This window comes from Nocardia sp. NBC_01499 (assembly GCF_045040275.1).
Taxonomy (GTDB): Bacteria; Actinomycetota; Actinomycetes; order Mycobacteriales; family Mycobacteriaceae; genus Nocardia.
Window position 1 is genome coordinate 6,085,009 of sequence record NZ_CP109426.1, and the last position, 21,203, is coordinate 6,106,211.

Here is a 21,203-nt window from a genome sequence, read left to right on the forward strand (position 1 = left end):
GGAACGCGGACTTCACGGGTGCGGCACGCGGCTGTGCCCTGACGGTTCGCCGTTACAGGAGGCATTCCCGCTGATGAGTGTGCTGGCCGCCAACCCGGACGTGCTCCGGATCGGCAACTGTTCCGGCTTCTACGGTGATCGGCAGAGCGCTATGCGCGAGATGCTCGAAGGCGGGCAGCTCGACGTGCTCACCGGCGACTACCTCGCCGAGCTCACCATGCTGATCCTCGGCCGCGACCGGATGAAGGATCCGAGCCTCGGCTATGCCAAGACCTTCGTGAAACAGATCGAGGACTGTCTCGGCCTCGCGCTGGAGCGCAACGTGCAGATCGTCACCAATGCGGGCGGTCTCAACCCGGCGGGGCTGGCCGAGCGCCTGCGCAAGGTGGCCGCCGACCTAGGGCTCGACGCGAAGATCGCGCACGTCGAAGGCGACGACTTGGTCGCGCGCGCAAGCGAACTCGGCCTCGGCGCGCCGCTCACCGCCAACGCCTACCTCGGCGCGTGGGGCATCGTCGAATGCCTGAACGCGGGCGCGGACATCGTTGTCACCGGCCGGGTCACCGACGCGTCGGTGATCGTCGGCCCGGCGGCCGCCCACTTCGGTTGGGGCCGTACCGATTACGACGCGCTGGCGGGCGCGGTAGTGGCCGGGCATGTTATCGAGTGCAGCACCCAGGCCACCGGCGGCAACTACGCGTTCTTCACCGAACTCCCGGACCTGGGCAGGCCCGGCTTCCCGATCGCCGAAATCCGCAGGGACGGAAGCAGTGTCATCACCAAGCACGAAGGCACCGGCGGTGTCGTTACGGTGGACACCGTCGAAGCGCAGCTCATGTACGAGATTCAGAGTGCGAGGTACGCCGGACCCGACGTGACCTCCCGGCTCGACTCCATCGAACTCAGCGCGGACGGCCCCGATCGGGTGCTGATCAGCGGTGTCGTCGGCGAGGCGCCGCCGGAGCAGCTGAAGGTGTCGCTGAACACCATCGGCGGCTTCCGCAACGAGATGGAGTTCATCCTCACCGGCCTCGACATTGAAGCGAAAGCCGCACTGGCGCAACGACAATTGGAGTCATGGTTATCGGTGCGGCCCGCCGAGCTGGACTGGACGCTCGCGCGCCTTGACCGCCCGGACGCCGACACCGAGGAGCAGGCCAGCGCGCTGCTGCGCTGCGTGGTGCGCGACCAAGACCCGAACAAGGTCGGGCGCGCGTTCTCCAGCGTCGCCGTCGAACTGGCCCTGGCCAGCTACCCGGGATGCAGCTTTACCACGTTGCCGGGCAACGGTTCTCCGTACGGCGTGTACACGCCAGGGTTCGTCGATGCCACCGAGGTGCCGCACGTCGCGGTGCTGCCGGACGGCTCCCGCGTCGATATCGCGCCGTCCTCGGACACCCTGTCGCTGGCCGAGGTCGCCGAGCCCGAACTGCCGGAACCGTTGCCCGCCGGTGCAACCCGCCGCGCGCCGCTCGGCACCATCGCCTTGGCGCGCAGCGGCGACAAGGGCGGCAACGCCAATATCGGTGTCTGGGTGCGTACCGACGACCAGTGGCGCTGGCTCGCGCACACACTGACCGTCGAGCGCGTCAAAGAGCTACTGCCCGAGACCGCTTCGCTGACGGTCACCAGGCACCTGCTGCCCAACCTGCGGGCGGTGAACTTCATCATCGAAGGCCTACTCGGTCAGGGCGTCGCCTATCAGGCTCGATTCGACCCCCAGGCCAAGGGACTCGGCGAATGGCTGCGGTCCCGTCATCTCGACATCCCATTGGAGCTGTTGTCATGAGTCTCGTAAGTCCGTGGAACACCCCTGAGCGTCGCGAATTGCGCGCCACGGTAAGGGGTTTCGCCGAGCGGGAAGTCCTGCCCTACCTGGACGAGTGGGAGCGCGACGGCGAGCTGCCGCGCGAGCTACACAAGAAGGCCGGTGCGCTCGGCCTGCTCGGCATCCAATTCCCTGAGCCCGTAGGCGGTTCCGGCGGCGACGGCATCGACGCGATGATCGTCTGCGAGGAAATGCATCAGTCCGGCGCCTCCGGCGGCGTGTTCGCGTCGCTGTTCACCTGCGGTATCGCGGTGCCGCACATGATCGCCGCCGGCAACGCCGAGCAGATCGAGCGTTGGGTGCGACCGACTTTGGCCGGCGAGAAGATCGGCTCGCTCGCCATCACCGAACCAGGCGGCGGCTCCGACGTCGGCCATCTCACCACCACCGCGCGCCGAGACGGCGACCACTACATCGTCAATGGCGCGAAGACCTACATCACCTCCGCTGTCCGCGCCGACTACGTGGTCACCGCGGTACGCACGGGCGGCCCTGGCTCCAACGGGATTTCGCTGCTCGTGGTGGAGAAGGGCACGCCGGGCTTCACGGTCAGCCGCAAGCTGGACAAGATGGGTTGGCGCGCCTCCGACACCGCCGAACTGTCCTACGTCGACGTGCGGGTACCGGCGGAAAACCTGGTCGGCCAGGAGAACTCCGGCTTCTTCCAGATCGCGGGCGCGTTCGTCAGCGAACGCGTCGGCCTTGCGGTGCAGGCGTATTCGAGCGCGCAGCGCTGCCTCGACCTCACCCTGGACTGGGTGCGCGGCCGGGAAACCTTCGGCCGCCCGCTGATCAGCAGGCAGGCCGTGCAGAATACGGTCACCGAGATGGCAAGGCGCATCGACGTCGCCCGCGTCTACACCCGAGATGTGGCGCAGCGCAGCGCGAACGGCGAGACCGACCTGATCGCCGAGGTGTGCTTCGCCAAGAACACCGCCGTCGAAGCGGGCGAGTGGGTGGCCAACCAGGCCGTCCAACTGTTCGGTGGTCTCGGCTACATGCGCGAATCCGAGATCGAGCGCCAGTACCGTGACATGCGCATCCTCGGCATCGGCGGTGGCACCACCGAGATCCTCACCGGCCTCGCCGCCAAACGATTGGGGTACCAGTCTTGACAACATTGCGCAGCACGCTCGACACCGCCTCGCCGGAGTACGCCGCCGCGGCCGAGGCCATGACGGCCAAGCTCACCGAGGTCGAGGGCGAGTTCGCCAAGGCGATCGCCGGTGGCGGGCCGGACAAGCTGGCCAGGCATCGCAAGCGCGGCAAGATGACCGCGCGGGAGCGGGTCGAACTGCTCATCGACGAGGACTCGCCGTTCCTCGAGCTGTGCCCGCTGGCGGGCTGGGGCAGCGAATTCCACGTCGGCGCAAGCACTATCGCGGGGATCGGCATCGTTGAGGGCGTCGAATGCATGATCGTCGCGCCAGACCCGACCGTGCGCGGCGGCACCTCGAACCCGTGGACGCTGCGAAAGACGTTGCGCATCAACGATATCGTCCGGGAGAACCGGCTGCCGGTGATCTCCCTTGTCGAGTCCGGCGGCGCGGATCTGCCGACGCAGAAGGAAGTCTTCGTCCCCGGCGGACGCATGTTCCGCGACCTCACCCAGGCCTCGGCCGCTGGCATTCCGACCATCGCGCTCGTCTTCGGCAACTCGACCGCGGGCGGCGCCTACATCCCGGGCATGTCCGACCACGTGGTGATGATCAAGGAACGCTCCAAGGTGTTCCTCGGCGGCCCGCCGCTGGTCAAGATGGCCACCGGCGAGGAGTCCGACGACGAATCGCTCGGCGGCGCCGACATGCACGCCCGCGTCTCCGGCCTGGCCGACTACTACGCGGTCGACGAGCAGGACGCGATCCGCATCGGCCGCTCCATCATCCGGCGGCTCAACTGGCGCAAGCAGGGCCCCACGCCGCGCGCCGAGGTGATCGAACCGCTGTACGATCCCGAGGACCTGCTCGGCATCGTTCCCACCGATCTGAAGATCCCGTTCGACCCGCGCGAGGTGATCGCGCGCATCGTCGACGGCTCCGACTTCGACGAGTTCAAGCCGCTCTACGGTGGCAGCCTGGTCACCGGATGGGCTGAGCTGCACGGCTATCCGATCGGCATCCTCGCCAACGCGCGCGGCGTGCTGTTCTCCGAGGAATCGCAGAAGGCGACCCAGTTCATCCAGCTGGCCAACAAGTCCGACACCCCATTGCTGTTCCTGCACAACACTACTGGCTACATGGTCGGCAAGGAGTACGAGCAGCGCGGCATCATCAAGCACGGCGCGATGATGATCAACGCGGTGTCCAACTCGAAGGTGCCGCACATTTCGGTGCTGATGGGCGCGTCCTACGGCGCCGGGCATTACGGCATGTGCGGGCGCGCCTTCGACCCGCGCTTCGTATACGCCTGGCCCAGTGCGAAATCCGCCGTCATGGGTGGCGCGCAGCTCGCCGGCGTCATCTCGATCGTCGGTCGCGCGGCTGCCGAGGCCAAGGGCATGCCGTTCAACGAGGAAGCCGATGCCGGGATGCGCGCCATGATCGAGGCGCAGATCGAGGCCGAGTCGCTGGCGATGTTCATGTCAGGGCGCCTGTTCGACGACGGCGTCATCGATCCGCGCGATACCCGCACCGTATTGGGAATGTCCTTGTCGGCCATTCACAATGCCCCGATCAAGGGCGCCGATGGCTTCGGCGTCTTCCGAATGTGAGGCCGGGGATGACCATTACGAATGTTTTAGTCGCGAACCGTGGCGAGATCGCTCGCCGCGTCTTCGCCACCTGCCGCCGAATGGGTATCGGCACTGTCGCCGTCTACTCCGACGCGGATGCCGCCGCCCCGCACGTCGCGGAAGCCGATGCGGCGGTTCCCCTTCCGGGCAATACGCCCGCGGAGACCTACCTGCGCGGCGAACTGATCATCGCGGCCGCGCTGGCCGCCGGTGCGGACGCGATCCACCCCGGCTACGGATTCCTTTCCGAGAACGCCGATTTCGCCAAGGCGGTGCTCGCCGCCGGGCTGGTGTGGATCGGCCCACCGGTCGAGGCCATCGAGCAGATGGGCTCCAAGGTCGCCTCGAAGAAGATGATGGACGCCGCCGGTGTCCCCGTGCTCGCCGAGCTGGATCCGGCCGAGGTCACCGAGGCGCACCTGCCGGTGTTGATCAAGGCGTCCGCCGGCGGTGGTGGCCGCGGCATGCGGGTGGTGCGCGCCCTCGGCGAGCTCGAGCCGCAGATCGAGGCGGCGCGCCGCGAGGCCGAATCCGCCTTCGGCGATCCGACGGTGTTCTGCGAGCGGTACCTGGAGACCGGCCGCCACATCGAGGTGCAGGTCATGGCCGATACGCACGGCACCATCTGGGCGGTCGGCGAGCGCGAGTGTTCCATCCAGCGCAGGCATCAGAAGGTCATCGAGGAGGCGCCGTCGCCGCTGGTCGAGCGCACCGAAGGGATGCGCGAGCGGCTGTTCGAGGCCGCAAGGCTCGCATCAGGTGCGATCGGCTACACCGGCGCTGGCACGGTGGAGTTCCTCGCCGACGAGCGCGGCGACTTCTTTTTCCTGGAGATGAATACCCGTCTCCAGGTGGAACATCCGGTCACCGAATGCACCACCGGCCTTGATCTGGTTCGCCTGCAACTCGAGGTGGCGTCCGGCGCCTCGTTGCCCACCGAAACTCCGGCGCTGCACGGACATTCGATCGAGGTCCGGCTCTACGCCGAAGACCCGGCGCACGACTGGCAGCCACAGAGCGGCACCGTCCACCGCATCGACATCCCCTCGGTGCTCACCGAATTCGATCTGCTCGACCGGCCCGGTGTGCGTCTGGATACCGGCGTGGTGGACGGTTCGGTCGTCGGCGTGCACTACGACCCGATGTTGGCCAAGGTCATCTCCTACGCCGAAACCCGTGCCGAGGCAGCACGATTGCTCGCCAACGCGCTGCACCGGGCGAAGATCCACGGCCTGGTGACCAATCGCGACCTGCTGGTCCGAGTGCTGCGGCACCCCGCATTCCTGGCGGGCGATACCGACACCGCTTTCTTCGCTACGCACGGATTGGACACGCTGGCAGCGCCTTTGGTGTCCGAGACCGACGAAGCGTTGTCCATCGTTGCCGCCGCACTGGCCGACGCGGCCGCCAACCGCGGCACCGCCCGGGTCGGCGGCGGCCTGCCGAGCGGTTGGCGAAACCTGCCGTCCCAGTCGACGCACAAGCTGTTCGAGAGCCGTACCAGCGGCACACACGACATCGGCTACCGCTACACCCGCGGCGTCGTCTCGGTGGACGGACACCCCGGACTCGAACTCATCGAGGCGACGCCGGATCGCGTGGTTCTCGCCGTACCCGGCGAAAGAGGTTCGGTCCGCAGGCATTTCGCTATCGCCCGCTATGCCGATCTGGTGTGCGTCGACTCGCCACTCGGTCCGGTCACCCTGCGCAAACTGCCGCGCTTCAGTGATCCCGCCGATCAGGTGGCCACCGGCTCACTGCTCGCGCCCATGCCCGGCAGCGTGATCCGGCTCGGCGCCGAGGTCGGCAGCCACGTCGAACAGGGCCAACCCATTCTGTGGTTGGAGGCGATGAAGATGGAGCACACCATCGCCGCACCCGCCGCCGGTGTGCTCAGCGCCGTCAATGTCACCGTCGGCCAGCAGGTCGAAGTCGGTGCCGTACTCGCCGTAGTCGACCCCGCAGAGGGCACGGAAACCCAGGAGAGCAAATGAGAGAGCGCAGCGAACGAATCATGTGCCAGCGTGCGGAACGCATGCCGGAGCCGAGCGTCAGCGAGGTGCAGGCATGAGTTTTATCGAAACCGAAGAGCAGACCGCGCTGCGGGCCGCGGTCGCCGCGCTCGCCGCGAAGTACAACTACCGCGACTACGTGCTGCCGAAGGCACGCGCCAACGAGCCGCTCACCGAATTGTGGGACGAGGCAGGCAAACTCGGCTTCCTCGGCGTCAACCTGCCCGAGGAGTACGGCGGCGGCGGTGCCGGCCTGTACGAGCTGGCGCTGGTGATGGAGGAACTGTCCGCCCAGGGCGCAGGCCTGCTGCTCATGGTCGTCTCCCCGGCCATCTGCGGCACCATCATCACCAAGTACGGCACCGACGAGCAGAAGCAGCAGTGGCTGCCCAAGCTCGGCGACGGCTCCGCCAAGATGGTCTTCGGCATCACCGAGCCGGACGCGGGCTCCAACTCGCACCAGATCACCACCACCGCGCGCCGCGACGGCGACGACTGGATCCTCAACGGGCGCAAGATCTTCATCTCCGGCGTGGACCAGGCCGAGGCCGTGCTCATCGTGTCGCGCACCGAGGATCACAAGACCGGCAAGCTCAAGCCCGCCTTGTTCATCGTGCCGACCGACGCCGAGGGCTTCCACAAGACGCCCCAGGAAATGGACATCATCGAGCCGGACCACCAGTTCACGCTGTTCCTCGATGACGTACGCCTGCCCGCGAACGCCCTGGTCGGTAAGGAGGACGCGGCACTCATGCAGCTGTTCGCCGGCCTCAACCCCGAGCGCGTGATGGGTGCCGCGATGGCCATCGGCCTCGGCCGCTACGCCATCGACCGCGCCGTGGAATACGCCAAGGAACGCACCGTGTGGAAGACGCCGATCGGTGCGCACCAAGGGATTTCGCATCCGTTGGCCCAGGTGAAGATCGAACTGGAGCTGGCCAAGCTGATGATGCGCAAGGCCGCCACGCTCTACGACACCGGCGACGAGATGGGTGCCGCCGAGGCCGCCAACATGGCGAAATACGCTGCGGCCGAGGCGAGTATCAAGGCACTCGACCAGGCGATCCAGACGCACGGCGGAGCCGGCCTCACCAAGGAATACGGCCTCGCCGCCATGCTGGCCGCCGCGCGCATCGGCCGCGTCGCCCCGGTCAGCCGCGAAATGGTGCTCAACTTCGTCGCCCAGTATTCGCTTGGCCTGCCGAAGTCCTACTGAGAGAGGCTGTCGATGACCGAAACGGTGACGGGTCCGTTCGTCCGCTATGCGGTCGCGGACGGTTTCGCGACGCTCACGCTCGACTCACCGCACAACCGAAACGCGTTGTCGTCCAAGCTCGTTGCCGAACTCCTGCGCGGGCTCGACGACGCGGCCGCCGACGACGCCGTGCGGGGAATCGTGCTCGCGCACACCGGCAACACCTTCTGCGCGGGCGCCGACCTCACCGAGGCGAGCAATGCCGACCCCGCGGTGGCCGCCGACGACCGCACCCGCACCATGATCGGCGTGCTGCGCCGACTCATCGGCACCCCGAAGCCGGTGATCGCGCAGATCGACGGCAACGTGCGGGCCGGCGGCATGGGCATCGTCGCCGCGTGCGATATCGCGGTGGCCGGGCCGACGAGCAGCTTCGCCCTCACCGAGGTGCGAATCGGGTTGGCGCCGTTCATGATTTCGCTGACCCTGTTGCCTCGGCTCACCTCGCGGGCGGCCAGTCGGTACTACCTGACCGGCGAGAAGTTCGGCGCGGACATCGCCGAGCAGATCGGGCTGATCAGCACCAGCGCGGCCGACCCGGTGGCCGAGGTGGCGCGGCTGCGCGGCGAGCTGCGTAAGGGCTCCCCGCAGGGGCTGGCCGAGAGCAAGCGGCTGGTCAACGCGGCCATGCTCGCCGAGTTCGACGTCTCGGCCGAGGAACTCGCCAAGCGTTCGGCGGGCTTCTTCGGCACCGCCGAGGTGCATGAGGGCATGGCGGCCTTCCTGCAGCGTCGCCCGCCGAGCTGGGCAGAATAGCCCCATGGCGACACCCAACGAACCCAAGCAGGACCGCAGCCGAGCCACCCGGCAGCGCCTGCTGGAGGCGACCATCGACTGCCTGGCCGAAACCGGCTGGGCGGCAGCGACGGTCGCGGTCGTCGCCGAACGGGCCGGGGTGTCCAGGGGCGCGGCGCAGCATCACTTCCCGACCAGGGAGGACCTGATCACCGCCGCGCTCGAGTACATGTTCGACAGCCGGACCCAGCAGGCCAAGGACGAGGCGATCGCGGTCGCCGCCATGGCCGACGGGGTCGGCCGCACCGAGGCCGTGGTGGCAGGCCTGGTCGAGTCCTACACCAGCCCGCTGTTCAAGGCGGCGCTGCAGGTGTGGACGCACGCGGCCGCCGATCCGGCGCTGCGGGAACGAATTGTCCCGCTGGAAGCCAAGTTCGGGCGGATCTCACACCGGCGCGCGGTGGAGGCGCTCGGCGTTGACGACGCCGACCCGGTCACCCATCACCTGGTGCAGGCCACCCTCGACCTGGCCCGCGGTCTCGGCCTCGCCGACGTGCTCACCGACGACTCGGCCCGCCGCAAGCAGATCGTCCAGCAGTGGGCGGCCACCCTGCACACCGCACTGAACGCACCACGCGGCGTCGCGCATTCGCGCTCACAAGCGCTCTGAGCGGCTCACGCATTCGCGCTCGCAGCGCTCTGAGCGGCCTCGCGGATCCGCACTCGCGTGCGCTCTGAGCTGAGCCGTTCCCAGTGCGCGATTCGGCGTGCGGCCAACCGGTGATTTTGCCGACTTTGCCTCGGGAAAAGCCGCCGATGATGCCATGTTGACGCACCCGATCAGGCCGCCGACCTGGGCGGATGAGCGCGCCCGCGGTGCGAACGTCGATCCAGGGCAAGCGCACCGGAGCGGATCGGCGCGCAACTGTCCGTATGTGCCTTAGGGTCTGCCGTATGGACCATGCGGAGCACGGCGGGCTCGAGCAGACCCTCGGCCAGCCGATTGCCGGTAGCGCCCCCGCCGAATGGGGCTTCCAGAACCGCACCGACCTGCTCACCCTCGCCGACGGCGACCGGATGGTCTTGCAGCGCTACCGCAATCCCGACGACGCCGAACGCCGCCTGCGGGTCATGCACACCCTGCTGGAGCCCGCCGCCAAGCGCGGCATCGCCATTCCGCGCATCCGCCGTTTCGATCTCGATGCCGACCCGGCCTGGATCGTGTTCGACGCCTTGCCCGGTGTGCCCATCCCCGCCAGCGCCGAAATCGGTTTGGCCAGCCCACGATTCCCCACCATCGCCAGGGAGATGGGCATTCTGCTCGCCGCTTTCCGGCGCCTGCCCACCGCGGGCCTGCAACTCGACGACCTCTGGGCCAGCCCGACCCGCCTGGTAGAAAGCGCGACCGCCTGGGCAGCCCAGCTGGCACTCAGCACCGCGCAACGTGGCACCTTGGACCGAACCCTGAAATCGCTGCCCACCCTCTTCGCTGACCGCCCCACCGTCCTCGCCCACGGCGACTTCGCTCCGGTCAACATCCTCACCGACGGCGAAACCATCACCGGGCTGCTCGATTTCGAATCCGTCCGCCTCGCCGACCCCCTCTTCGACCCCGCCTGGTGGGCCTGGTCGGTCAGCTTCACCGACCCCGACACCCCTGCCTGGCCCGACTTCCTCGACGGCGCGGGCTTCGACGCCACCGACCCCGACCTCGCACAGCGCGTCGAATCCCTGCAGATCCTCCGCATGCTCGAATTGCTCGCCGAGAAGCCCGATCTCAGCGCCACCATCCGCGATGTCGTGCACGAGCGCCTGCTGACCACACTCCGCTGAACAGCCACTACCTGGCCTTTCTCGGCGATGTCACACTCGCTCCCGCCGTGTCGTCCTCTCTGTGAACGCGGAACAACGCAGCGACACAGAGGAGCGGGAACCATGACGACGACCAAGAAGATCGCGGTGGCCGGGGCGACCGGACGGCTCGGCAAGCACGTGGTCGATGTGCTGACCGAGCGGGGCCACCAGGTGGTGGCGTTCTCCCGCAAGAACGGCGTCGACCTCGAAACCGGCGCGGGTCTGGTCGAAGCGCTCGACGGCGTCCAGGTCGTCATCGACGCCTCCAACAACGCCACCGCCGACAAGGAGATCGCGACCGAATTCTTCACCGCCGCCGCCCGAAATCTGCACGAGGCAGGACACAAGGCCGGGGTCGAACGACTCGTCGTCGTCTCCATCATCGGCATCGACAACGCCACCGCCGGTTACAACGCCGCCAAACTGGCACACGAGCGGGAACTCCGCAAAGGTCCACTGCCCGTTCAGATCCTGCGTGCCGCCCAGTTCCATGAACTGGTCGAGGTAATGACCCAGTGGGGCACCCAGGGCGACGTCGCCTACGTCGCCACCATGCGCACCCAGCTGGTCGCCGCCCGCGCCGTCGCCGAGGCCCTCGTCGACTTGGCCGTCAACCCGGCCCCCGAATCCACCGACGCCCCCTACCCCGAAATCGCTGGCCCCCGACCAGAAACCATGGCAGGCGCCGCGACCCTCTACACAGCCCACGTAGGCGCTCCGATCCACATCATCGAATCCAGCGACCCCGAGAACTCCGACCGCGAAGCCTTCGAAGACGGCACTCTTCTCCCCAGCCCGCACGCCACCCTCGCGGGCCCGACCTACGCCGAATGGCTCGAAGCCACCTACCCGACCGCGAAGTAGCTCATGAAAAGACCCGCGCTACCTTCGAAACCGAAGGTAGCGCGGGTCTTTCGGGTCAGTGGGTGGTGAGGTCGTAGAGGGTTACTCCGTCTACCTCGGTTGCGGTGAAGTTTTCCTGGACCCACTGGGAGATTTGCGAGCTGGTGCCGGCGGAGCCTGGGCCGCCTCGGTCGCCACCGCCTCGTCCGCTACCGATGAAGTAGTGGATCTTCCCTTGGGCGACATAGTCTTTGAATTGGTCGAGGGTGGGGGAGGGGTCGCTGCCGTTGAAGCCGCCGACCGGCATTACCGGGAGTTCGGTGGCCAGTTGGAAGCCCGCCGCGCTGTTGGAGCCGATGGCGGCCGCTGCCCAGGTGTAGGTGGTGCCGTTTTGTTCGAGTAGGGCAACCACTTTGTCGCTCGGCTTGCTGGCGCCGAGCAGGCCACCCATTCCGCCCATTCCCTCGCCGCCGCGGCCGGCGGTCGGCGCGCCGGGCATGCCACCTTGCGGACCCATGCCGGGTGGCTGTCCGTTTCCGGGTCGTCCGCCGTTGGGTACGCGGCCGCCGCCGTTGGGTGCGTGGCCACCCGCCTGCGGTCCACCGGGCATGCCGTTCATTCCCTCGGCCCACGGTGGCCGCTGACCGAACATGCCGAACCGTCCGACATTCGGACCAGCTGAAGGAATCGCACCCGCGTGAGAGGTCGCGATGGTGTCGATGGCGTACGCGGTGGGTCCGGCCAGACCGGTGAACGCGATGGCCAGCGCGGAGACGACGGCCAACTTCTTCGGCGCGGGGACGAGCGCGGCGATCGTCGCGACGATGCCGACAACCAGCACGGCCCATCGCAACCACGGTACCCAATGAGCACTGCGGGACAACAACATCCACGCCGTCGCGGTGGTGAGTCCGACGGCGAGCGCCAGCATCAACCGTACCCACAGCCGGTGCCTTTCCCGCCACATCGATACCGCACCCATCCCGACGAGCGCGCTGACGGCCGGGGCCAGCGCCACCGTGTAGTACTGGTGGAAGATCCCCGCCATGAAGCTGAAGGTCAGTCCGGTCACCAACAGCCAACCGCCCCACAGGATCAGCGCGGCCCGCCGCCGGTCGGTGCGGGCAGCCTTGCCGCGCAACAGAATTCCGGCGACCAGCGCGACGAGTGCGGCCGGGATCAGCCAGGCGATCTGACCACCCTGCGCCGGCTCGAACATGCGGGTGATGCCGGTGCTACCCCACATGCCGTTGCCGCCGGCCGGTAGATCACCACCGCCTGGACCGACACTGCCGTTCTCGTCGCCGGTGAGACGGCCGAGCCCGTTGTAGCCGAGGGTCAGTTCGAGGATCGAATTGTTTTGTGACCCACCGATCCACGGCCGTGACGAGGTCGGCCAGAGTTCAACGGCGAGCAGCCACCAGCCCGCCGCCACCACCATGGTGACGGCGGCGGCGACCAATTGCAGCAGCCGTTTACCGAGCTTCGGCGGTCCCGCGATCAAGTAGGTCAGGGCCAGCGGCGGAACAACGAGCAGCACCTGCAGTTGCTTGGTGAGGAAGCCGAATCCCATGAACGCACCGGTGAGCACCAGCCACCGCCAGCGCCCGTCCTCGACCGCCCGTGTCATCGCCCATGCCGCGGCGATCATCAGGAGCACAAGCAGCGCGTCCGGATTGTTGAACCGAAACATCAGCGCCGCAACGGGAGTCACCGCTAGGACAAGCCCGGCGAGCAGCCCGGCGGCGGGCCCGAACGGCCTGCGCACCGTCGCCCACAGCAGGGCAACGCTTGCGATGCCGAGCAGCACCTCCGGCACCAGGATGCTCCAGCTGTTCAGCCCGAACACCCGTACCGACAACTCCATCAACCACAGCGAGGCGGGCGGCTTGTCGACGGTGATCGAGTTCGCCGCGTCCGACGAACCGAAGAAGAACGCCTTCCACGACACCGAACCCGCCTGTACCGCAGCGGAATAGAACGGATTGGCCCAACCGCTCGAGCTCAGATTGCATAGGTAGGCGATGCCGGTGCCGATCAGCAGCACCGCCAACGCCGGGTATTCCCAACGGGTTGTGTGCTCGGATGCCGGTGCCGCCGGTGCCGCGGTGGGCGGCGCCAGTGTCGCGGTCATCGAGTACCGCCCTCGCTGCCAAGCGCATCGAGGGCCACCGCGGGTGCGTCATGGCCGGGCTCGGTCGAGTCGGCCTGCACGGACAGCGCCGTCCGCCGTGCCGGATTCGGGGTATTCCGGAAAACCCAGCGCAAACCGACAAACCGCAGAATCGTGGCGAGCAGATTGGCGAGCACCAGCACGAACAACTCCAGATGCACCGGCGCGTCCGGCGCCCAGTGATGCAGCGTGAACAGCGAACCGCTGGTCAACGCCAACCCGATGCCGAAGATCACCAGTCCCTGGAACTGATGCGACACCGCGCCGGTCGCCCCGCGCACCCCGAACGTGAACGCCCGGTTGGCCGCCGTATTGGCCACCGCGGTGACGAGCAGTGCCAGGAAGTTCGCCACCTGCGCATCGGTAAACGATTGCAGCACAACGTAAAGCAACAGATAAGCCAGCGTGCTCAACACGCCGACGATGGCGAACCGAACCAGCTGACCGACCATCCCAAGCGGCACCCCAGCCACCAACGGCTCACGCCCCACAGCACGGCGCAACTCCTCCAGCGGCAATGCCCCGGTGGCCAGCGCCCGCGTCAACCGCCCGATGCCGCGCAGGTCCTTGCGCGCGGTGTCGATGATGTCGACGCGACTGTCCGGATCGTCGATCCAGTCCACCGGCACCTCGTGGATGCGAAGCCCGGCCCGCTCGGCGAGCACGAGCAGCTCGGTGTCGAAGAACCACTCCCCGTCGCGCACCAGCGGAAGCAGCTCCCGCGCCACCTCGGTGCGCATCGCCTTGAACCCGCACTGCGCGTCCGAAAAACGAGCCTGCAATGAGGCCTTCAGCAGGAGGTTGTAGCAGCGGGAGATGATCTCGCGCTTAGGCCCGCGCACCACGCGCGACGACGCACTGAGCCTGGTCCCGATCGCCAGATCCGAATGCCCGGTGATCAGCGGTGCCACCAGCGGCAGCAGTGCGTTCAGATCGGTGGACAGGTCGACATCCATATAGGCGACCACCTGCGCGTCGGAGCCCTCCCACGCCGCACGCAGCGCCCGCCCCCGGCCCTTGGCGTCCAGGTGCACCACCCGCACGCCGTCCAGTTCGTCCGCCAGCAGCTCGGCCACCTGGAGGGTAGCGTCGGTGCTGGCATTGTCGGCTACCGTGATCCTCGCCGGAAAAGGGAACCCCTGACGCAGATATGCGTGCAACCTGCGCACACACACGCCGAGGTCGGTCTCTTCGTTGTAGACGGGTATCACCACGTCCAGCACCGGCGTACCCGGTGTCTCGGCTAATTCCGCCGCCGCGACGGTCACAGTCTCGGTCATGAGGACCACCCTCGTTGGCCACGTTGTCACGGAGCTGGGCCTGAGCTGTGAGGTTCCTGGGGGCGTGGCGACCAGCGCGGATTGGTCCCGGTGTACGCGGGCGTAGCGTAGCGTCAGCGGTAGCGGGACCGTTCAGGTCCTCCGAGCAAAGGACCACGTTTGTCCGACAAGTCTCCGCGCAGCTCGATGTCGAAGAAATCTGGGAAGTCGCTCAAGGAGAAGCGATCGGACAAGAAGATGAAGTCCGCTCCCGATCAGACCGTCCTCGATCCGAAGAAGCGCTGACCACCGCTGAGCGAGGCGTATGGTCCCCCTCGCTCAGCGGATTGTGCCGCGGCGGGTCAGGCGGCCGACCCGGAATTCCGGCGAATCAGGCGTGCACTTCCGCCTCTTCGGCCACCCGCACCATCGGCTTGCCCCGCCGCCGCATCAGCAGCAATACGAGCGCGCCGCCGAGCAGCCCGACGACGCCGCTGACCGCCAGGGTGCCCTGGACACCAGCCGCGGCCGCACTGCGCATCGCCGCTGCGAGCCCGGCCTGTGCCTCCACCGGAACCTGCCGCAACAACACCGCGGACTGACCGCCGCCGACGGCCCGCGCCGTGGCCTGCGCATCCGGCACCGCGCGATCGGCGAGCACATCGGCGGCCCGCGCGGTGAATACGCTGCCCAGCGTGGCGATCCCGAGCGCGAAGCACAACTGCTGCGCGGTATTGACCGCCCCCGTTGCCATGCCGGCCCGCTGCCACGGAACCGCCGCCATCGCAGCCGAACTCAGCGTCGCGGTGGCAAGGCCGACGCCGAGACCGACGGCAAGGAAGCCGGGAACCAGTGCCACCCAACCTGATTCGCCGTGCACGAGCAGCGCACCGACCACACCGCCGATGCCGGTGGCGAAGAGTCCGCCCGCGATGATCCGCCCCCGGTGTTCGCCGTGCAGATACCGGCCGATGCTGCCGGACACCAGAAACGCCATGACGGACAACGGAAGTCCCACCGCACCGGCCTGGATCGCACTCAGTCCGAGCACCGACTGCAACCAGATCTGGGTGTACATCAGCGCACCGAACGCGGCGAAGAACAACGCACCGGCGGCGACAAGCACCCCGACGAACGAACGGTCACGCAGCAGCGCCAGATCGAGCATCGGTTGCGCCGAGGCCCGTTCGACCGCGATGAACAGGGCAAGCGACACCGCGGCGACCAACAGCAACCACCAGGTGAGCGCATTCGACCAGCCGTGTTCGTTCGCCCGGATCAGCGCGTAGGTCGCCGCCGCGGCGCTGACGGTGAACGTCGCCATGCCCGCCACGTCGACCCGGCCGCGGTGTGGCCGCTCCGCGTCGGCGAGTACCACGACGCACAGCGCCACGGCCACCGCACTGACCGGCAGGTTGACGAAGAAGATCCAGCGCCACGACGCGAGATCGGTGAGCACGCCGCCGATGATCGGTCCGACGGCACTTGACGCGCCCGCGACGGCACCCCAGACGCCGTACGCCACGCCCTGGTCCCGTCCGGAGTAGGAGTTGTTCAACAGGGCGAAGGTGGTGCACGCCATGGTGGTCGCGCCGACACCCTGCACCACCCTTGCCACGATGAGCACGGTGGGATTCGGCGCGATCCCGCAGATCAGCGAGGAAACCGCGAACAGGACCAAGCCGGCGAGATAGGTCCGTCGATGCCCGGCCAGGTCGGCGATCGAGCCAGCCCCGAGCATGAGCGCGGCCATCGCCAGGGCGTACCCGTCGACGACCCATTGCAGCGAGCCGAACGACGCGTTCAAGTCGTTGCGCATATCGGGTAGTGCGACGTTCACGATGGTGACGTCGATCAGCAGCATGAAGGTGCCCAGACACACCGTCAGCAGCGGCAGCCATTTACGCAAAACCGTTGTCCTCTCTGAAGATTCGTTGGTGTGAGACGGCGTCGAGTATCCGGAGCGGCGACACGGATGGTCGCCTTGTTTCGGGTCGGGCGTAGATTTCCTCCGTATGAGCGCCGCTGGAATAGGCAAAAACTCCATCTTGGACGGCGTCGATACGCGGATCGTGCAGGCGCTGCAGCTCGATCCGCGTATCTCGTTCAATCGGGTTGCCGCCGAGTTGGGCGTCGCGGAGCAGACCGTCGCCCGCCGCTACCGGCGGTTACGCCGCGACGGCGTGGTCAGGGTGATCGGCGCGGTCGATTCCCGCGCGGTCGGCGAGAACGACTGGATCATCCGGGTGCATTGCCGTCCGGATGGCGCGCGGCAGGTGGCCGAGGCGCTGGCCCGCCGTGACGATGCCGCGTGGGTCAGCATCGCGGCGGCGGGTGCCGAGGTGAACTTCTCGCTGCACCCGCGCACCCCGCAGGATCGTGACGACCTGCTGGTGCAGCGGCTGCAGCGCACGGCGCCGGTGCACGACATCGCCGCGGCGATGATCCTGCACCGGTTCGTCGGACCAGGCGTCGTCGACTGGCGCGGCAGGCAGGCCGCCCGGACCGACAGCGAGAAATCCACGGCGGCAACGGATTACGTCGAAGCGGACCTACAGCTGCGCGACGAGGACGCCACGTTGCTCGAGCTGCTTGCCCGCGACGGGCGCGCCAGCTACTCGGTGCTTGCCCGCGCCACCGGCGTGAGCATCGGCCGGGTGGCGCGCAGGATCGCCGCCCTGCAAGCGGCGAGCATCCTCTACTTCGATCTCGACATCGCCCCTGCCGCACTGGGATCCAGCCTCTCGGCCTTCCTGTGGCTTCGTGTCGCCCCGGCACAGCTCGATTCGGTCGGCCGTGCCATCGCCGAACACGACGAAACAACCTATGCCGCAGCGGTTACCGGACCGTTCAACATCTTCGCCGTGCTGACCGCGGACACCGCCGACGACCTGTACCACTACGTGACCACCAAGATGGCGACACTGGACGGCGTGCACAGCTTCGAGCTCACACCGGTGCTCGAGCGCCTCAAGCAGGCGGGCTCGCGCACCACCGCGGGCCGACTGATCCCGCCACCACCGGTGCCACCACGGGCGGCGCGTCGACGCTGACGGCTTACAGCGCGATACCGAAACGCGCGGCCGTCCGCCTGCCCGCCCGATATAGCGGGACGCCGAGGTCCTCGTAGGCCGGTCCGAGCAGGCGCGGGATCAGATCGAAGGCTCTCGCGTCGGCCCCGATCAGTACCCGGGCCCTGTTCTTCTCCACGCCGTGCAGGATGATCTTCGCCGCGGCGCCGGGACTGGTCAGGGTGATGGCGTCCCAGCCGCGGCGCACCGTCTCGCGGTCGACGTCGTCGGGGATGCCGCGCGCGTTCACCGCGATATCCGTCGACACCCCGCCGGGGTGCACGCAGGTGACGCCGACCGGATGCCCGGCGATCCGCATCTCCTGCCGCAGCGCCTCGGTGAACCCGCGCACCGCGAATTTAGCCGCGTTGTAGGCGCTTTGGGAGGGCACGCCGATAAGGCCGAATACCGAGGACACGTTAACGACGTGGCCGTCGCCGGAGGCGATGAGGTCGGGCAGGAAGGCCTTGGTGCCGTGCGCGACACCCCAGAAATTGATATTCATCAGCCAGTCGAAGTCGTCCCACTCCATGTCCTCGACATCGGCGCCGAGCGCGACGCCCGCGTTGTTGATGACCAGGTTCACCCGCCCGAATTCGCCGCGCACGTCTGCGGCGTGCGCGTACACCGCCGCCCGCTGCGCGACATCGAGTTCATACGGAATCGCTGTGGCGCCGAGCTTTTCGCAGCGGCCAGCGGTATCGGCGACCGACTCGGTATTGATGTCGGACAGTGCCAGCTTGGCACCGCGCCGGGCGAGGTCAAGCGCGAGCGCGCGGCCGATGCCGGAGCCGGCGCCCGTGATCACGGCGACTTTGTCTTTGAAGTTCTTCATTGAACGTCCTCGGGGGTTACGGGCTGGCGTTGGTCGACCGGCCCTTGGTTCGGGCCGTGGGAAACGTTTGGGCCGGTAGGTCTTCCGGTGCGGCGATGCTGCGCGTCGGTGAACTCGGTGCGGGGCCGAAGAATTCGTATTCCGCCGGGTCGAGCCGCCGGGTCTGCAGCCAGTACTGCCAGGTGAACCCGGACCACAGCGTGCGGTTCTTCCCGTGCGCGTCCAGATACCAGCTCTGGCAGCCGCCGGTATTCCACACCGAGCGCGCCAGACCGTCCTGCAGCCTGGCATTGAATCGATCCTGCGCCGCCCGCCGCGGTGCCAACGCGACCGCACCTTGCGCGCTTACCTGCCGAATCGCTTGCAGCACATAATGAATCTGCGCCTCGATCATGAAGATCATCGAGTTGTGGCCGAGGCCGGTGTTCGGGCCGACCAGGAAGAAGGCGTTGGGCATGTCGGCGACGGTGATCCCGCGATGCGCCTGCACCCCTTCCCGGTCCCAGCGTTCGGTCAGGTCGATACCGCGCAGACCGACCATCGGCAGATTCTTGTACGAATCGATGACGTGAAAGCCGGTGCCGTAGATGATCACATCGGCCTTGCGCTCGATGCCGTCGGCCGTGACGACGCCGTCGGCGGTGAAGTGATCGATGTGCTCGGTGACGAGCTCGGTCTTGGGATCGGCGAGCGCGGGATAGTAGGTGTCGGAACCGAGCAGCCGCTTGCAGCCCGCCCGGTAGTCGGGCGTAACCCGTTCCCGCAGTACCGGATCGGCGATCTGTCGCTCGATGTGCCGCCTGCCGACCCGCTCCAGCACCTTCAGCAGCGCGGGCCGCCAGTTCATCGCGTACCCGCCGACCTCGGCGCCCCAATAGATTCCGTTGCGCAGCGCGCGGCGCAGGCCGGGCACCCGTCCAAGCGCGCGCCGAAACCCGCTGGAGAACTCCACATTCGCGCGCGGCAGCACCCACGGCGCGGTGCGCTGGAACACCGTCAGCTGAGCCACCTCGCCGACGATCTCGGGCACGAATTGGATTGCGCTGGCGCCGGTTCCGATCACGGCGACCCGTTTGCCGGCCAGCTCGACCCCGTGCTCCCACTGCGCCGAGTGAAACGCCGGCCCGGTGAAGTCCGCGCTGCCGGGAAACTTCGGAACGCTCGGAATATGCAGTGCCCCCACCGCGGACACGAGGAACTGTGCGACGTACTCCTGACCGTCGGCACTGAACGCGTGCCAGCGCCGCTCGGCCTCGTCCCAGTATCCATGACCCATGTGCTGGTGGAAGCGGAGGTGCGGGCGCAGCCGATACTTCTCGGCGACTTCCTTCAGATAGTCGAAGATCTCCTGCTGCCCGGAGAACAGTCGCCGCCAATTCGTGCGTGGCTCAAAGGAATACGAATACAGGTGGGTCGGCACATCGCAGGCGCAGCCGGGATAGGTGTTGTCCCGCCAGGTTCCGCCGATCTCGTCGGCCTTCTCCACGATGAGGTAGTCATCGATACCCGCCGCGTCGAGCGCGATGCCCATGCCGAGGCCGGAGAAGCCGCTGCCGACGATCAGGACTCGGGTGTGGATCGCGGACTTCATCGTCCCCACCGGCTCTCTGTGCTAAGTATCCAATACCACCGGTTCCATGTACTTTTCCGAGTGTGTCCCACGCCTCATCCGATGTCAACGCCCCGACCCGGTCATCGGTACCGCTGGTAGCAGGTAGCATCCGGAATTGTGATGCGCAGCGGGCGGAAAGCAGACGAGGTGCCACGCAAGCGCGTCGACGCACGCACGGAGCGCTGGCGTGAGCACCGGCTGAAGGTCCGCGAGGAGTTCGTCGACGCGGCATTCCGCGCGCTGGACAAGTTCGGGCCGGAAGTCAGCATGGGCGATATCGCCAAGGAGGCCGGTGCGGCAAAACCCAAGCTGTACCGGCACTTCGAGGACAAAACCGACCTCTACAACGCCATCGTGGACCGGGTCCGCGACATGCTGTGGGAGCAGCTGATCTCCGGCATCGACCTGACCAACGACTCGGCCCGCGAGTTGGTCCGTCGCGGTGCCGCGGAGTACGCGCTCGTGGTGTCGGAGCACCCCAACGTTTTCCGTTTCATGCTGCACAGCCATTTCGCGCAGCAGTCCGACGATTCCGAACGCGCGCTGCAATCCGCTCGGCAGTCGGCGAAGCGAGCCGCCGACCTGTTCGCCGAGCTGGCCGCCGACACGTCGGTAGACGTCGACAGTGTCGAACTCGTCATCTACTCGATCTTCGGCGCGGTCGGCTCGGCCACCGACTGGTGGCTCGGCGCGAACAGGCTGAAGCCACAGCCGATGCCGATCGAGAAGTTCGTCGCCTACCTCGCCGAAACCATCGCGGCGCTGACGGCGGCCAACGCCAGGCTCAACGGCATCGTCATCGACACTGATCTGCCACTGCACCTTGCCTTTTCCGGCGAGTAGCGCCTTGTCTCGCCGACCGGGGTCGGCGCTGAAGATCTGGTCGCATCCACTCGAACGACGCTGTTCTGGCTGAGCCGCCTCATCGAGGCCAACCGCGTTTGCGACACCTCTATTGTCTCAGCACCCACCGACAAGAATCGGCCCCCTAAGGG

17 protein-coding genes are annotated in these 21,203 nt (G+C 67.5%); 12 read left to right on the top strand and 5 right to left on the bottom strand.

Translation table 11 applies throughout. The features are described 5' to 3' along the window. Positions 1 to 73: 73 nt before the first annotated feature. From OG203_RS27840 to OG203_RS27880, 9 genes are all read left to right on the top strand, one after another. On the top strand, positions 74 to 1,789 hold the full coding sequence (locus tag OG203_RS27840) for an acyclic terpene utilization AtuA family protein (protein ID WP_405160215.1): 1,716 nt from the start codon (positions 74 to 76) through the stop codon (positions 1,787 to 1,789). Continuing rightward, entirely contained in the window at positions 1,786 to 2,943 is a 1,158-nt protein-coding gene (locus OG203_RS27845) for an acyl-CoA dehydrogenase family protein (protein ID WP_405160216.1), read from the top strand. Before OG203_RS27840 ends, OG203_RS27845 begins: the two co-directional genes overlap by 4 nt. Continuing rightward, complete coding sequence (locus OG203_RS27850) at positions 2,940 to 4,538, top strand: acyl-CoA carboxylase subunit beta (RefSeq protein ID WP_405160217.1); 1,599 nt, start codon at positions 2,940 to 2,942, stop codon at positions 4,536 to 4,538. Before OG203_RS27845 ends, OG203_RS27850 begins: the two co-directional genes overlap by 4 nt. Before the next feature lie 8 nt (positions 4,539 to 4,546). Then, positions 4,547 to 6,553: an acetyl/propionyl/methylcrotonyl-CoA carboxylase subunit alpha gene (locus OG203_RS27855; protein WP_405160218.1), complete on the top strand. Its 2,007-nt coding sequence runs from the start codon at positions 4,547 to 4,549 to the stop codon at positions 6,551 to 6,553. Between the two features lie 73 nt (positions 6,554 to 6,626). Next, positions 6,627 to 7,787, top strand: coding sequence for an acyl-CoA dehydrogenase family protein (locus OG203_RS27860; RefSeq protein ID WP_405160219.1), 1,161 nt, complete (start codon positions 6,627 to 6,629; stop codon positions 7,785 to 7,787). Between the two features lie 12 nt (positions 7,788 to 7,799). Further along, positions 7,800 to 8,582 carry an enoyl-CoA hydratase family protein gene (locus OG203_RS27865; protein WP_405160220.1) on the top strand — a complete coding sequence of 261 codons (783 nt, stop codon included), beginning with the start codon at positions 7,800 to 7,802 and terminating at the stop codon, positions 8,580 to 8,582. A gap of 4 nt (positions 8,583 to 8,586) precedes the next feature. Further along, positions 8,587 to 9,231, top strand: coding sequence for a TetR/AcrR family transcriptional regulator (locus tag OG203_RS27870; protein WP_405160221.1), 645 nt, complete (start codon positions 8,587 to 8,589; stop codon positions 9,229 to 9,231). A gap of 284 nt (positions 9,232 to 9,515) precedes the next feature. Beyond that, the gene (locus tag OG203_RS27875; RefSeq protein WP_405160222.1) at positions 9,516 to 10,394 is read left to right on the top strand and encodes a phosphotransferase family protein; all 879 of its coding nucleotides are present in this window, start codon (positions 9,516 to 9,518) and stop codon (positions 10,392 to 10,394) included. A gap of 102 nt (positions 10,395 to 10,496) precedes the next feature. Continuing rightward, positions 10,497 to 11,279, top strand: coding sequence for an SDR family oxidoreductase (locus OG203_RS27880; RefSeq protein ID WP_405160223.1), 783 nt, complete (start codon positions 10,497 to 10,499; stop codon positions 11,277 to 11,279). Positions 11,280 to 11,334: 55 nt separating this feature from the next. On the opposite strand, the gene OG203_RS27885 is transcribed toward OG203_RS27880, so the two are convergent. Both OG203_RS27885 and OG203_RS27890 read right to left on the bottom strand, forming a co-directional pair. Next, on the bottom strand, positions 11,335 to 13,392 hold the full coding sequence (locus OG203_RS27885; protein WP_405160224.1) for a glycosyltransferase family 39 protein: 2,058 nt from the start codon (positions 13,390 to 13,392) through the stop codon (positions 11,335 to 11,337). Next, positions 13,389 to 14,711 carry a glycosyltransferase gene (locus OG203_RS27890; RefSeq protein ID WP_405160225.1) on the bottom strand — a complete coding sequence of 441 codons (1,323 nt, stop codon included), beginning with the start codon at positions 14,709 to 14,711 and terminating at the stop codon, positions 13,389 to 13,391. Before OG203_RS27890 ends, OG203_RS27885 begins: the two co-directional genes overlap by 4 nt. A gap of 159 nt (positions 14,712 to 14,870) precedes the next feature. Between OG203_RS27890 and OG203_RS27895 the strand changes: the two genes are divergently transcribed. Next, the gene (locus OG203_RS27895) at positions 14,871 to 14,996 is read left to right on the top strand and encodes a hypothetical protein (protein WP_405160226.1); all 126 of its coding nucleotides are present in this window, start codon (positions 14,871 to 14,873) and stop codon (positions 14,994 to 14,996) included. An 85-nt stretch (positions 14,997 to 15,081) separates the two neighbouring features. On the opposite strand, the gene OG203_RS27900 is transcribed toward OG203_RS27895, so the two are convergent. Further along, entirely contained in the window at positions 15,082 to 16,599 is a 1,518-nt protein-coding gene (locus OG203_RS27900) for an MFS transporter (RefSeq protein WP_405160227.1), read from the bottom strand. A 106-nt stretch (positions 16,600 to 16,705) separates the two neighbouring features. Between OG203_RS27900 and OG203_RS27905 the strand changes: the two genes are divergently transcribed. Next, on the top strand, positions 16,706 to 17,743 hold the full coding sequence (locus OG203_RS27905) for an Lrp/AsnC family transcriptional regulator (RefSeq protein WP_405160228.1): 1,038 nt from the start codon (positions 16,706 to 16,708) through the stop codon (positions 17,741 to 17,743). A gap of 4 nt (positions 17,744 to 17,747) precedes the next feature. Here the strand turns inward: OG203_RS27905 and OG203_RS27910 are convergent, their stop codons facing one another. Next, positions 17,748 to 18,596: an SDR family NAD(P)-dependent oxidoreductase gene (locus OG203_RS27910; RefSeq protein ID WP_405160229.1), complete on the bottom strand. Its 849-nt coding sequence runs from the start codon at positions 18,594 to 18,596 to the stop codon at positions 17,748 to 17,750. Positions 18,597 to 18,612: 16 nt separating this feature from the next. Continuing rightward, a complete protein-coding gene (locus OG203_RS27915; protein ID WP_405160230.1) occupies positions 18,613 to 20,187 on the bottom strand; it encodes a flavin-containing monooxygenase in 1,575 nt (524 codons plus the stop codon). 141 nt (positions 20,188 to 20,328) lie between these two features. Between OG203_RS27915 and OG203_RS27920 the strand changes: the two genes are divergently transcribed. After that, positions 20,329 to 21,051 (top strand): TetR/AcrR family transcriptional regulator, encoded by a 723-nt coding sequence (locus OG203_RS27920; protein WP_405160231.1) that lies wholly within the window; start codon positions 20,329 to 20,331, stop codon positions 21,049 to 21,051. Positions 21,052 to 21,203: the final 152 nt, after the last annotated feature.